17 protein-coding genes are annotated in these 13,166 nt (G+C 42.2%); 7 read left to right on the top strand and 10 right to left on the bottom strand.

Translation table 11 applies throughout. The features are described 5' to 3' along the window. From NZ896_05115 to NZ896_05095, 5 genes are all read right to left on the bottom strand, one after another. On the bottom strand, positions 1-431 hold a 431-nt coding region (locus NZ896_05115; GenBank protein MCS7116835.1), incomplete at its 3' end, for an ATP-binding cassette domain-containing protein. A gap of 15 nt (positions 432-446) precedes the next feature. Continuing rightward, on the bottom strand, positions 447-1,262 hold the full coding sequence (cbiQ, locus tag NZ896_05110; GenBank protein ID MCS7116834.1) for a cobalt ECF transporter T component CbiQ: 816 nt from the start codon (positions 1,260-1,262) through the stop codon (positions 447-449). Continuing rightward, entirely contained in the window at positions 1,259-1,540 is a 282-nt protein-coding gene (locus NZ896_05105; GenBank protein MCS7116833.1) for a hypothetical protein, read from the bottom strand. The genes cbiQ and NZ896_05105 overlap by 4 nt, the downstream gene beginning before the upstream one ends. A 10-nt stretch (positions 1,541-1,550) precedes the next feature. Then, complete coding sequence (locus NZ896_05100) at positions 1,551-2,240, bottom strand: energy-coupling factor ABC transporter permease (GenBank protein MCS7116832.1); 690 nt, start codon at positions 2,238-2,240, stop codon at positions 1,551-1,553. A 226-nt stretch (positions 2,241-2,466) separates the two neighbouring features. Continuing rightward, positions 2,467-3,633, bottom strand: a complete 1,167-nt coding sequence (locus NZ896_05095; protein MCS7116831.1) for an MFS transporter — start codon at positions 3,631-3,633, stop codon at positions 2,467-2,469. 235 nt (positions 3,634-3,868) lie between these two features. On the opposite strand from NZ896_05095, the gene NZ896_05090 reads away from it, so the two are divergent. The 7 genes from NZ896_05090 (at position 3,869) to NZ896_05060 (ending at position 11,377) form a co-directional block, all read left to right on the top strand. Further along, complete coding sequence (locus NZ896_05090; GenBank protein MCS7116830.1) at positions 3,869-4,396, top strand: gamma carbonic anhydrase family protein; 528 nt, start codon at positions 3,869-3,871, stop codon at positions 4,394-4,396. Positions 4,397-4,487: 91 nt separating this feature from the next. Beyond that, positions 4,488-5,816: an aspartate--tRNA(Asn) ligase gene (aspS, locus tag NZ896_05085; protein MCS7116829.1), complete on the top strand. Its 1,329-nt coding sequence runs from the start codon at positions 4,488-4,490 to the stop codon at positions 5,814-5,816. 29 nt (positions 5,817-5,845) lie between these two features. Further along, a complete protein-coding gene (gene gatC, locus NZ896_05080; protein MCS7116828.1) occupies positions 5,846-6,121 on the top strand; it encodes an Asp-tRNA(Asn)/Glu-tRNA(Gln) amidotransferase subunit GatC in 276 nt (91 codons plus the stop codon). A 1-nt stretch (position 6,122) separates the two neighbouring features. Then, on the top strand, positions 6,123-7,586 hold the full coding sequence (gatA, locus tag NZ896_05075) for an Asp-tRNA(Asn)/Glu-tRNA(Gln) amidotransferase subunit GatA (GenBank protein ID MCS7116827.1): 1,464 nt from the start codon (positions 6,123-6,125) through the stop codon (positions 7,584-7,586). A 5-nt stretch (positions 7,587-7,591) separates the two neighbouring features. Beyond that, positions 7,592-9,037 (top strand): Asp-tRNA(Asn)/Glu-tRNA(Gln) amidotransferase subunit GatB, encoded by a 1,446-nt coding sequence (gene gatB, locus NZ896_05070; protein ID MCS7116826.1) that lies wholly within the window; start codon positions 7,592-7,594, stop codon positions 9,035-9,037. Then, positions 9,034-9,756, top strand: coding sequence for a hypothetical protein (locus tag NZ896_05065; GenBank protein ID MCS7116825.1), 723 nt, complete (start codon positions 9,034-9,036; stop codon positions 9,754-9,756). The genes gatB and NZ896_05065 overlap by 4 nt, the downstream gene beginning before the upstream one ends. Beyond that, complete coding sequence (locus NZ896_05060) at positions 9,722-11,377, top strand: hypothetical protein (protein MCS7116824.1); 1,656 nt, start codon at positions 9,722-9,724, stop codon at positions 11,375-11,377. The genes NZ896_05065 and NZ896_05060 overlap by 35 nt, the downstream gene beginning before the upstream one ends. A gap of 13 nt (positions 11,378-11,390) precedes the next feature. Here NZ896_05060 and NZ896_05055 read toward each other — a convergent pair whose 3' ends face one another. The 5 genes from NZ896_05055 to NZ896_05035 form a co-directional block, all read right to left on the bottom strand. After that, positions 11,391-11,597 (bottom strand): 30S ribosomal protein S27ae, encoded by a 207-nt coding sequence (locus NZ896_05055; protein MCS7116823.1) that lies wholly within the window; start codon positions 11,595-11,597, stop codon positions 11,391-11,393. Positions 11,598-11,605: 8 nt separating this feature from the next. Then, positions 11,606-11,926, bottom strand: a complete 321-nt coding sequence (locus tag NZ896_05050; protein MCS7116822.1) for a hypothetical protein — start codon at positions 11,924-11,926, stop codon at positions 11,606-11,608. A gap of 29 nt (positions 11,927-11,955) precedes the next feature. Continuing rightward, on the bottom strand, positions 11,956-12,498 hold the full coding sequence (locus tag NZ896_05045; GenBank protein MCS7116821.1) for a DUF359 domain-containing protein: 543 nt from the start codon (positions 12,496-12,498) through the stop codon (positions 11,956-11,958). A 38-nt stretch (positions 12,499-12,536) separates the two neighbouring features. After that, complete coding sequence (locus NZ896_05040) at positions 12,537-12,725, bottom strand: DNA-directed RNA polymerase, subunit E'' (GenBank protein MCS7116820.1); 189 nt, start codon at positions 12,723-12,725, stop codon at positions 12,537-12,539. A gap of 13 nt (positions 12,726-12,738) precedes the next feature. Beyond that, the coding region (locus NZ896_05035; protein ID MCS7116819.1) for a DNA-directed RNA polymerase at positions 12,739-13,166 on the bottom strand (428 nt) is incomplete at its 5' end.

Raw genomic sequence — 13,166 nt, 5'->3', positions numbered from 1 at the left:
TCGCCTAAACTTAAATGGTGAGGGGCCCTATCTTTAAGATTTTCAATCCCGACAGCCCTTAGCGCTTCATTACCTCTACGTTCAACCTCTTCCTTTGACAACCTCATATTCAAAGGTCCGAAGATTACATCCTCCCATACCGTGGGGCAGAAGAGTTGATCGTCCGGATTTTGAAAGACAAAACCTACCTTCTCTCTTACCTTCATTAAATTCTTACCCTCAACGGACATGCCCAGGACACGAACGTTACCACGAGATGGTTTGAGTAGACCATTGATCAGCATCAACAATGTAGATTTGCCCGCACCGTTGGGGCCAAGGATCGCAACCTTCTCTCCTTCAAATATCCTTAAACTTACACCATTCAACGCTTTTAAACCATTGGGGTATACGAACTCTACATTGTTCATCTCAATAGCTACCTCTAGCATTACACCATCACCAAATTACCAAATCACCAAATCTATATAATTGAGCATGATTACCACACTACAGATCGATATGGTGATGATGGCGAAGGCCCAATCTCTTACATGAACCTTCAAACCATTTACCGATCTTAATTCTCCCGAATAACCCCTCGCCAGCATGGCAAAGTATACACGCTCTCCACGCTCATAGGCGCGAATGAAGAGTGTTCCGATGATGTTACCGAGTGTCTTCATCACTTCCATTCGCCTTTGCTTCCTTGTAATGCGGCTCTCCCTCGCCAAAATCATTCTATACCCTTCATTAATAAAGTTGAAGATGAATCTATAGGTGATAGATGCCATCATGATGAATATCTGAGGTAATTTGAATCTACTCAATGCGTGAAGAATATCATTAAATTTGGTAGTCGATATGAGAAGAGTTAAGAATGCTACGGAGAGCCAGACTCTAAAGGTGAAGAGTATCATCCTGTAAATTCCTTCGTATGTGAGGTTTAACGATAGCCCAGCTATCGTGAATGATGCCAAAGCCCTTCCCGGTGTGATAAAGGGTAATGGTAGGGTGATGATCCCTGCGAATAATGGGATGAAGAATGTAACCCTAAATAAAAAGCTCTTTAAAGGGAGTTTGGACGAAATTGCAAGTAAAAGTACAACGCCCATCAAGAGAATCAAAGGGGTGATCTTCATCATCGAGACTATCGTTATTATGAAGATCGTGGTCATGAAGAGCTTTACCGTTGGATCGATCCTCTGCAAAGATCCATCTAATGAAGGATATCTCTCCGAATAAACCATATCTTCAAAGGCCTTCAATAATTCTTTGATCATCGTCTACATCTTCTAATTCTCAAAACTTTACCTATAATAAGGGTTGTGCCCAGTACGAACAGTGTCGATAATACACCAACGATTATATTCGCTACCTTATTCCCTTCAAGTCCAGGGATTTCATAATCGGGAAGAGGTGGCCGATATATGGGCTGCTCTTCTGCTCCAAATAATTCTGCAAGTTTATCGAAGGTCTCCGCAGATTCATACAGCCATAGTCCCCCAATGAGTACAAATACGACCGATACAGCTATGCCTGTAACGATCATTCTCGACATGATCACACCTCTATCCTACCTTGGTTGTGAATCTTAATTCACCCATCCAAAGTGGCGCGATCTTAGGAATCTCCATAAGATCAGGCCTGACTTTGAGCAGGATTGAGATGATCGCCATGCTCACGATCCCTTCCCCAACACCTATTACGAAGTGGTGCAGACCCATGGCAGTTACAGCTATCGGAACGCTATAAGGGAAGGTGAGTGTGGATAACCCCAGTTCCAAACCTGCAAAGATCGCCGCTAACACATCACCTACGAGCGCGGCGAGGAATACTCCAATGAATAGAGCGGTCTTACTACTCTTGATCTTTAAGATTAAGAGGCATACCATATATGGTATGAAGACACCTACTATGCCCATATTCCATACGTTAGCACCTAACGTGGTTATCCCACCATCACCGAACAGGAATGTCTGGATCAAGAGGATGATACTCATTGAAATCAAACCCGCATACGGGCCCAAGGTTATTGCTAGTATAGGCCCTCCAAGGATGTGCGCAGTAGTCCCTCCTATAATTGGATAATTCATCATTTGGGCGGCGAAGAACATCGCGGTTAAAGTTGCCATCAAAGGTATGTGCTTCTCATCGATAACCTGCCTTGCTCTTCTAAATGCAAATACCCAAAAGACGATCGTTGCCAAATATGTGATTGCACATATGTGAAGATCGAGAAAGCCATCTGGTATATGCATATGCAAGTATAGAATGATTGGTATTAATATCTTTTACGATAGTAATACGATGTTGTTCTTTCGATCTTTTCGATTCTTTTCGATCTTAACCCATGATATATTCGATCATCTCTTTAATCAGATTCAATTATTTATCTCCAAAGATTCACATTTTGAAATTTAATTCATTAGGTTTTTACTATTGTAGAGTGATCGATTGTTTGATATAGACTCAGATACAAAGCGGTTAAGATAAGAAAGCAAGAGTGATTAGGCCTGCAATTAAGCATAAAAATGCTACCAACATAAATGGTGATGCAAGGCCAAAATGGTCTGAAAGAGTACCAACAAGGATGGGTCCGATGATAATTCCAATATCATTGAATGTGCGATAAAGCCCTACCGATAATCCCCTATACTTTAAATTCGATTTATCGATGATGATCGTTGCCTGTGATGGTTGAATCATACCGTTCGAGAAACCATAAATTAGCGCGATGAGAACCATGGAGAGGAAATTATTGGCGTGAATAAAAGTATAACATGAGATCGATGCAAATAAAAATCCGAGCACTAATAGCGGTTTTCGTCCAAGTTTATCGAGCAACGATCCAGAACAGATGATCGTCACAAAACTTGCAAATGCCGCTACACTCAGAATTACCCCCATCTCGATGTTAGAAAGGCGAATTACTTTTACACTGAAGAGGGGGATCGCCACATTCCTTAACCCTCCTACCATGGTAAAGCTCACTATAGATCCACCATATAGTACAAGTAGGTTTTTATCACGCAACATATTCATTATTTCATTGAAGTGTACGTGAAATTTTCTCTCTTCTCTATCTACTTGTATACATTCGTGCACTGTAAATTGTGTGAATATTGTAGCGATAAATGCAAGGATCGATAATGTGATGAATGGTGCACGAAGGCCGCCCAATTCCACAATGAATCCCCCAACGGCGGGCCCAGCAGCTACACCTAAAAAGAAGCTTCCTTGGAAAAAACTCATATAAAGTCCTCTTTCATTCGCCGGTGCGATATCACCTATGTAAGCCATAGCGGATGTAGTAAGCATCGCCGCACCTATGCCTTGAATAAGTCTAGAGAAGATGAGCTGGTAGATATCTGTTGAATATGCAGCGATCGATGCTGAGATCGTAAAGAAGATCGTACCCATTAACATCATTCGCTTTCTACCAAATCTGTCAGCGAACGAACCCATAGGTACATCGCTAACGAGCCTTGCTAGACCAAAGGCCGATATTACAAAACCAGCTATAAAGTACGGGACATTAAAAGACTCAGCATAGATGGGTAAGATTGGGCTTATAATCCCGACTCCAAGCATGACGATAAATACCGTAATACATGATATTAGGATTCTGAGCTTATTCTCCCTTAACGACAATAAATCTTCCTCTTTTTAATAAGAGATTTTGCTTTAAAATTTTGCGTTTATATAATCAATGATCGATGATCGAATATCATGATCGAATCAAGTTATTCTTATTTATAGAGATCACCTTCCGTGGAGAGGATTCTGCTATCATTGCTATCATTTATTTATTACTCATTCTACCACACTTATCCACCATTATTAGAAAAATAGATTAGCTACCTTTACAAAAGGTTTAGAGGTAGATATGAAGTCCTATAATGAGAAAAATATCATCGCGATCGATGGAAGATTGCCTAAGTTGGGCTCGAACACATTTATAGATCCTGATGCGAGAATAATGGGTGATGTAAGGATCGGTGATAATTCTTCAGTATGGTATGGAAGTTTGGTGAAGGGTGAGATCAATCCGACCGAGATTGGTGATGAATCTGTAATTGCAGACCATTGTCTTATTGAAGATTCAAAGTTGGGTAGAAGGGTATTAATAAGCCATGGTGCAATATTACATAGATGTACGATAGAGGATGAAGTGCTCGTAGGTGTAGGTGCGATAGTATTGGATGGTGCATATATTGAGCGTGGTAGTATTATAGGCGCTGGCAGTTTGGTAACATCGAATACAAGAATACCTAAAGAAAGTATCGCTATTGGCCAGCCAGCAAAGGTATTGAGAGAGTTAAGAAAAGAGGATAAAGAGTACTTTCAAAGAGCTCTTGATGAAGCCTTTTCAAAATCAAAGATGTATATGAGAATATTTAAGAAGCATTTATAAAGCATCATAATTTAATCGATGATATGCTTATATTCTTAAATTCTTAAAAGATTACGTAGCATTTGCGTTTCAATTGAAAGAGGTTAAAAATTTGAAGATAAAACGTTTAGCTGAGCTCGAGGGTTGGAGGAGGAGCCATTATTCGATAGATATAACTCCAAGTTGTGATGGAGCTGAGGTTACGGTCTTCGGTTGGGTTGCGAGTATTCGTGAACAGGGAGGGATAACATTTTTAATCTTACAAGATAGAGAAGGGATCCTCCAAATCACCATCCGTAAAGATGAAGTTTCGCCATCGATTATAAAGAAGGTTAGGGGGCTCAGTGAACACTCGATCATCGCCGTAAAGGGGATAGTAAGGAGTATCGAAAAGGCCCCCCATGGTGCGGAAGTCATCCCTAAAGAAATAAAGATCCTTGCCCTAGCCCAAAAGACCCCTCCCTTCCAATTATTCAGTAAGACCCAACCGAGCCTCGATAAAAGGTTAGATCTACGTGCGGTCGATTTAAGGAGGCCTGTAAATTTAGCGATCTTTAAGATCAGACATCATGTATTAACGGCGATCAGAGAATTTCTTTTACAAGAAGGTTATTGGGAGGTGAATACTTCTAAAATCATCGCGACAGCCACAGAAGGGGGTGCAGCGTTATTCCCCATACTCTACTACGATAAAGAGGGCTTCTTGGCCCAGAGTCCACAATTGTATAAGGAGCAACTTACAATAGCATTCGAAAAAGTATTTGAGATAGGGCCTGTATTTAGAGCCGAACCGTCTCGTACGCTCAGACATTTGGCTGAGATTACATCTGTCGATATTGAAGAAGCTTATGTGAATTATGAGGATGTTATGGCTACGTTGTCGAAACTCATCCAGTACGTCATTCAAACTTTACAGAAGAGGTGTATAAATGAATTGAATCTATTGAATGTAAAGTTAAAGGTGCCCGATCTACCATTAAAACGGTACACGTACAACGAGGTTTTAGAAATCTTGAACAAGGAAAAGCAGCTCGTCAAATGGGGCGAAGACCTTTCCACACCGGCTTTGAAGGTATTGGGAGAAAAGCTCCCCGAATTCTACTTTATTACAGATTGGCCTACAGCATCAAAGCCCTTCTATATAAAGCCACGTGAGGATAATCCAGAGATCTGTGAGGCCTTCGATTTTATGCACGGCTCTATAGAGATAGCATCTGGTGGTACGAGAGTGAATTCGAAGAGGTTATTGATGAAGAGGTTGAAGGAGCAAGGTTTAAAGCCACAACAGTTCGAGTATCATCTGAAGCTCTTCGATTACGGTATGCCACCCCATGCGGGTTTCGGTCTAGGATTGGAAAGGTTGATGATGGTCCTCACCCAAAGGGAGAATATAAGAGAGGTTACTCTATTTCCAAGAGATAGGCTCAGATTGGTACCTTAAGTGGGTGTAGAGCTACGGCCAAAAAGAAGATCACTTTAAAAGAGATTAAACATATAGCCTGGCTGGCAAGGATCGAACTTTCAAAGAAAGAGGAAGCATTATTTAGAGAACAGCTGAATGAGATTTTAGAGTATTTTAAAAAGATCGACGAGGTAGATGTGAAGAACATTCCTCCCACATATCACGTAGTCGATATCGTAAATGTATTCAGACCCGATGAAGTAAGAACCTTCGATGCAGATAAAATCCTCAGCACCGTTCCACAGATGAAAGAAAGGTATGTAAAAGGTCCGAGGGCGATCTGAAATGAAGAGTTATATTCTAGAACTCCCAGCAACGGAGATCATCGATAAGATAAAGAGGCAAGAAGTATCTGCTGAAGATTACATCGCCAAACTCTTTGAGAAGATCGAGCATGAAGAGCCCAGAATCCATTCATTCATCACCCTAACAAAGGAATCGGCTTTGATTCAAGCACGGATGATCGATCGTAAGATTAAGACCATCAAGGATGGTGAGAAGTTAGGTAGGCTCTGTGGTATCGGTGTAGCTGTAAAGGACAATATCTGCACAGAAGGTATAAGGACCACGTGTGGATCACGTATACTAGAGAATTTTATACCGCCATACGATGCGACCGTGGTTGAAAGGATCAAGGGCGAAGGTGGTATAATCATCGGTAAGACGAACATGGATGAATTCGGAATGGGTTCGACTACTGAATATAGCTACTTCGGACCTACATTTAACCCATGGGATGTGAGTAGGGTTCCGGGAGGCTCCTCTGGTGGTAGTGCATCTGCGATCGCTGCCGATGAAGCGGGTCTGGCTTTAGGTGCAGATACAGGCGGCTCGATAAGGTGTCCAAGTAGCTTCTGTGGTACCGTAGGTCTGAAGGGCACGTACGGTTTAGTGAGTAGATACGGTTTAATATCCTACGGGAATAGTTTGGAGCAGATAGGCCCCATCACCAAGAATGTAAAAGATTGTGCACTCCTCTTTGGTTGCATTTCTGGCCACGATCCAAGAGACTCCACATCATTACCCTATCCATCCAAGGATTATACTCAGAGCTTGATAGATGATGTAAAAGGTTTGAGAATAGGTGTAGTGAAAGAGTTCTTTGGTGAGGGTACAGATGAGGTAGTGGCAAAGTATGTGTGGGATTCTATCAAGAGTTTGGAGGGCTTGGGCGCCTCTTATACCGAGTTATCTATAAAGTCGCTCGAATACGCTTTACCAACATATTATATTATCGCGATGTCTGAGGCGAGTTCGAATCTGGCAAGGTACGATGGTTTAAGGTACGGATTTAGAGCCCCGGATAAAAATTACGATTGGAATACCGTCTTTTCGAAGAATAGGCGGTTGGGATTCGGTCTGGAAGTCAAAAGGCGCATCATCCTCGGAACCTACGCACTCTCAGCCGGATACTTCCATGAGTACTACTTAAAGGCTCAGAGGATTCGTACACTGATTCGAAGGGAGTTCGATCAGACTTTCAAGAAGTGTGATGTTTTGATATGCCCTACGATGCCGATCTTACCCTTTAAGCTCGGTGAAAAGGTGAAAGATCCATTGGAGATGTATATGTGTGATATCGATACAGTACCTGCCAATCTGACCGGTCTGCCCGCCATCTCTATACCCTGTGGCATTCATCACGGCCTACCCATAGGATTGCAGATCATAGCACAGATTTATAGGGAAGATTTACTATTTAGAGTAGCGTACACTTTTGAGCAGAATTGTTTTAGTGTAAATGGTTGAAGTGTATGGTTAAGGAGGATTTGGTAAGGATAGGGCTTGAAGTTCACTGCCAACTTACAAAACTTAAGAGCAAATTATTCTGTAATTGCTCTTCAGATTATCGAGGGAAAGGGCCGAATACCAACATCTGCCCGGTATGCTTTGGTATGCCTGGTTCATTACCGGTTCTGAATGAAAAAGCACTAAAGTATGCATTGATGATCGCTCTGGCATTAAATGCTAAAATATCTGAGAGGATGCTATTCTATCGAAAGAACTACTTTTATCCGGACATGCCCAAGAACTTCCAAATTTCTCAATATGACAAAGCTGGTGGTATGCCATTAGCAACGGGAGGTCGATTAAGTTTGGATGATGGTAAGATCATCAATATACGAAGGATTCAGTTGGAAGAAGATACTGGCAAATTGAGTTACGATGGTACGATCGAATCCTCCAGCACAACTTACATCGACTACAACCGAGCGGGTATCGCTCTGATAGAGATCGTAACCGAGCCTGATATGAATTCGCCCAAAGAAGCAAGGCTCTTTCTCCAGAAGTTGAGTTCTATACTGGAGCATTTAGGTTTATGTGATCCGAATTTGGAGGGCGCGATAAGGTGTGATGCGAATATATCGTTTGGTGGTGGGAGAAGGGTCGAAATCAAGAATATTTCATCCTTTAAAGAAGTGGAGAGGGCTCTAAGGTTTGAAATCACTAGGCAGAGGAACCTCGTATCGAAAGGTATTGAGGTGAAGAGTGAAACGAGACACTGGGATGATGTAAGGAGGGTTACATTCAGCTTAAGGGTGAAGGAGGAAGAGGAAGATTATAGGTACTTTCCAGAGCCCGATCTTGTACCTATCGAAATCTCGAATGAAATGATACAACAAGTTTTGAGCGAGATGCCCGAATTACCGGAGGCGCGTAAAAGAAGATTTATGGATCGGTACGGCCTTCCATCACAAACGGCTGAAGTTTTAACTAGTAGAAAGGCTTTGGCCGATCTCTTTGAAAAGAGCATCGAACTATACCCTAATGCAAGAGAGATCGCGAATTGGTTGGCTAGTGATTTACTCGCCTATTTGGCTGATACGAATAAAGAGATCGAATCTTTGAATGTCAAACCCGATCATTTTGCGGAATTGGTACGCCTTATCGATGATGGTGTGATCAGTAGAAGTCTTGCGAAGTCTATATTCATAGAGATGGTTTCAACGGGCAAGATGCCGAGCGAAATTGTGAAGGGGAAGGGGTTGGAGAAGATTTCTGACCAGGATTATATCTTACAGGTTGTGGATAAAGTCTTTAAAGAGAATGAAAGGGCGGTAAAGGATGCCCTTATGAATGAGAAAGCGATAAATTATCTGATGGGTTGTGTGATGAAAGAATCGGGTGGTAAGATCGATCCTAACGTAGTCCTTCAGATAATTAGGCAGAGGCTCGATCAGATAAGGTCGGTGAGGTGATCGAATTGTTATACAACCAACGACCTTTCACACCACTATCGAAGGTTGAACAGGCAGGGTCTTTAGGGCTACTTCGCCCAAGTATCGTGAATAGGATCAAGAGGAGGATGAAGTATGTGGAAGAGGGTGTGGCACGTGTGGAGAGGGCCTCCGGCATCCCCTACCCCAAGTACTATATCGAGCCGGCCCTCCCCGTAGTTTCGAGTAGTGTAGAAGTTGGAAAAGTTGGGATTCTCTATGCAAGGACACTCCCTCTGGTCGATGAAAGGGGTCTAGAGATTTACGTAGAACTATCAGCACCTCTAATTTTACACAGTGTAAGGACCACGATTCATGCAGTCTTAGCCCATGAGTTTTTACATTATCTAGAACTCGTTAGGAGGTTCATTAAATTGGAGACGATTTCGGATGAACAACCTTTTACACTCTTCGAGTCGAGATACTTCGATTCGAGCAAATTGTACGATGCGAAGCGAGTCTTGAAGGATCGGGCTTTGGTCAAACTTATTGAGAGAAGATTCTCCAATGGATTGGTCGATGAGAAATTGAATCAAAAGGTGGCGAAGCTGTGGATCGGAAAGAAGATGCCTATGATCAAACTCTCTCCTGAAATCGGTACCATTAAAATACCCATATCATCGATCCTGAATGCAAGGTTCGATCCATTATTGGTAAGTAAATTGAATGAGTGGGAGAGAGAAAGTAGTGAAGGTGTGTAGGTTAAATCAGATTGAGAAGCAGACCCTTCTTAATGTAGTTGAGAATATTACAAAACGTAATAGATTAACTGCCGTCTGTGCGTACGGTTCTAAGGTCGCTGGTTATGCGAAGCCCAACAGCGATTACGATCTGATCGTAGTCTTAGAAGGTTATCGAAATAAAATCAAGTACTCTTACGTAGAAGGTGAACTCAATGTTTCTGCTCTGCTCGTAGATCGAGATGCCCTGATCGCCGATGCGAATCAGGCTTCTTTGGGAGAGTTCGTCATAGGTAGATTTTTGAATATCTATGAGGCTTTGGTTGGTGAAGAGTTTTTATGGAATGTAGAAACGACCTACAAAAAGAGGGTGATGTTAGAGACCCTATATGAAATAGCTTCTATACATGGCCCGTTCATCACCGAAATCATCTTACCCCTTGAATACTTTTTATTTGAAAAATTGAAGAAGAGGGCAACGATCTACCCTCCTGCCCTTTATAGCTACGTGAAGACGTACAGTGGGAACTATGCTGAAGAGAATCTTCGGGCTACTTTAAAGGGCTTTGAAGCCGCTGCGATCAGTTTGAAGCAAGAAGGTTTGATTTCATATAATGATGGAGTAGTGAGGGTAACACGTAAGGATCTGGCGAATAAATTGGCCCGACTCTCATCCTTAATAGCGTATGCAACTCGTGGTGTTACTCAGTATGCGGTGCATACGTATGCGGGGCGTGTAAGGCCTAGTGTAGTAACTAAGGAAATCCTTTCGAAAATTTCTCGTTCTAAAGATATCGTCGAAGTTCCAGAGAATCTTCGACAACCTAAACATCTGTGGAGGATCGAAGAGGGCTTATTGATAATCGATGATGAGGATTGGATCTATCAAGTAGCTGAAGTACTAGGCCTTGGTAAGGGATTTAGACTGATCAAAGGAGAGCAGTTGGGTGAGGTATACAATATCTCGAGAGTTTATACGTTAGATGATGGCATCAATGTAGTGAAGTTGGTAGTAAAGAAGTTTAGAGATATCAAATCTTTGAAGTGGGCTTTACTCGGTCTATGGGCCTTCGCGAAGAGGTTCGATATGGCCCCTATCTCAAGGCTATACAGAGAATACTTTGCGATCAGGACCTTAAGAAGGTACGGCCTGAATACACCAGAAATCGTTTCAGTAATCCTCAACGATAGGATACTTGTAACAAAGTTCATCGATGGTGTAAATTTAGGTAAGGTCATTCACGATCTGTATGAAGGAAGAGGTAGTGAAGAAGCTGTAAAGATGTACGGTGAAGCGATCGGTATAGCACATAGAGCGGGTTATACACTCGGCGATACCAAGCCGAGTAATGCGGTACTCTTTAATGGTAAAATTTACCTTACAGATCTGGAGCAGGCGAGCCTCGGTGGTGATAAAGCGTGGGATGTAGCGGAATTCCTCTACTACTCCTCTAAACTCACTCTAAATATTCAAACCGTTAAAAGGATTACCGAAGCCTTCTTAGATGGGTATTTAAAGTATGGTGATAGAGAAACGGTGAATGAGGCTATGGATCACCGATACCTTGCACCCTTCGTAACACTTCTGATGCCACAGGCGATTAAAGCGATAAATGAAGTCGTGAAGAAAAAGGTTCAATAAACCTTCATGGCGTTTATCTACCTTTCTTAAATTGGGTAAAACCACACTTTCCACAGCTGAATCGATCGGCATGTTCAGCGAGAAAGACCCCCTTTCCACACCTCGGACATTCTCTCTTTATGCATAATGCTTTGTTACCTTGGATTCTATAAAACTTCCACACCTGTGGGTTTGACTTCTTCTTCCTTGCTTTTTCAGACGCCTTCTCCGATTCAGACATATTCATCCCTACTTACTCGCCTTCTTTTCCTTTTTTAATTTTTCACGCTCCTCTTTACTCAACATTCTCATAAAAAGGTATCTGGGAAGGTGCCTCTTTGCGTCCTTTTCATCATCGTATATGTAAAAAGTACCTATCACATCTCTACTGCCTGATGTTGTAGATAATTTTATAAGATAAACCTTTTCCTTCTCGATCTTTAAAGCGGATGCTAATGCTTCAACAGCTTCATTCCTTTTGATCAACCCTGCGGCGGAGGGGAAGCGGCATACGTACTCCTTCCTTCTGAGCAATCTGTTCTCTTCAACACTTAAGATTTCAATAGACAATAGGCCCATCACCGATCAGCAAGTGTTAATTAAAAACTATAATCATTTTTAACGATTTTGTTCAGTTCGAGACCCATTTCTTTAAGAATCCTAAACGCATTCTCCTTACTTTCTCTATCGATATGAATAAGGACTACACCGACCTTCGGTTGGCCGTAGAGCACTAAAGTTTTTAATGGGTAAAGTGCGATGATGAGTAGAGTTAAGAGATCTTCTTCACCTTTCACAAATATTCTTACGGGCTTCTCTGCCTTGAGTGCCTTGATCACCGCTTGTAAAGCATCCTCGGAGATGGATCCTGCCGGATTCTCTGTGTAAATTTCTGTTACATGAGCGATGGGGATCTTCGGCCTTTCACTCCTCATCTCCCTCCCATCTACCACTTGTACCGTAGGGATTAATCCCAGTCTGATAAGGCGTTCGGTTGTGGCATCTCCTACAGTGACAATAAGTTCACTATGACGAATCTGCTCTAAGAAGTTTGATGTGATCTGCTCATTATCGATCAATCTGCCAAGTGGCTTCTTCAATTCTTCCCTTAACCTTTCAGGGAGTTGGTAAACCTTCGTCATGAACTTCACTCGATCATTATCGATGATGAATTGTATACTTACGTCACTTTCAAGGCATAACGCCCCGGTGTCTTGATATTCAATACTTTGGCTATCTGTGATTCATTAGTATTTATGATGATGACCAATCCGGACCAGTTTGGGCTGAGGTCTGTAGAGTGGCATACGGGGCATACGCGACCGTTGGTCAATGCATGACATTTTCTACATGCAAATTCTTTAGGCATAATTTATGACCCCTTACTTCGATTCCTTCTCTGAAACCTTCCCTCTAGCCCTTTCTATATCTTCCTTGATCCATTCGAGCGCTCCTAAAAATGGTTGCCTACACGTTACACCGATCTTGCCCATCGCTACACCCCTGCTCAAACTTACTGCGATTATTCTCACCCTCACCTTCGAGCCCACTTTAAGTACGCGTTTGGTCTGAGTGGCGATGATCGCTCCCTGCTTAACATCGCTCGTCAGATAATCATCGGTTATTTGAGATAAATGTAATAGGCAATCGGTAGGCCCGACTCTAACGAAAGCCCCAAAGTCTGTAATTTCTACTACTTCACCTTCGACGATCTCTTGTATCTTCGGGTAGAATGAGAGGATCGTAAACCTTACTCTATGGTACGTCGAACCATCACCCGGTATGATCTTCCCCACCCTTTCTGCGGATA

This window comes from Nitrososphaerales archaeon (assembly GCA_025058425.1).
Taxonomy (GTDB): Archaea; Thermoproteota; Nitrososphaeria; order Nitrososphaerales; family JANXEG01; genus JANXEG01.
Note: the sequence above shows the minus strand (reverse complement) of the source record. Positions and strands in the feature narration are given on the sequence as shown.

Coding starts and splice junctions, on each gene's coding strand:
- cbiQ (MCS7116834.1), bottom strand. CDS start 1,262: ATGATCAAAGAATTATTGAAGGCCTTTGAAGATATGGTTTATTCGGAG.
- NZ896_05105 (MCS7116833.1), bottom strand. CDS start 1,540: ATGTCGAGAATGATCGTTACAGGCATAGCTGTATCGGTCGTATTTGTA.
- NZ896_05100 (MCS7116832.1), bottom strand. CDS start 2,240: ATGCATATACCAGATGGCTTTCTCGATCTTCACATATGTGCAATCACA.
- NZ896_05090 (MCS7116830.1), top strand. CDS start 3,869: ATGAAGTCCTATAATGAGAAAAATATCATCGCGATCGATGGAAGATTG.
- gatA (MCS7116827.1), top strand. CDS start 6,123: ATGAAGAGTTATATTCTAGAACTCCCAGCAACGGAGATCATCGATAAG.
- gatB (MCS7116826.1), top strand. CDS start 7,592: ATGGTTAAGGAGGATTTGGTAAGGATAGGGCTTGAAGTTCACTGCCAA.
- NZ896_05060 (MCS7116824.1), top strand. CDS start 9,722: ATGAGTGGGAGAGAGAAAGTAGTGAAGGTGTGTAGGTTAAATCAGATT.
- NZ896_05055 (MCS7116823.1), bottom strand. CDS start 11,597: ATGTCTGAATCGGAGAAGGCGTCTGAAAAAGCAAGGAAGAAGAAGTCA.
- NZ896_05045 (MCS7116821.1), bottom strand. CDS start 12,498: ATGACGAAGGTTTACCAACTCCCTGAAAGGTTAAGGGAAGAATTGAAG.
- NZ896_05040 (MCS7116820.1), bottom strand. CDS start 12,725: ATGCCTAAAGAATTTGCATGTAGAAAATGTCATGCATTGACCAACGGT.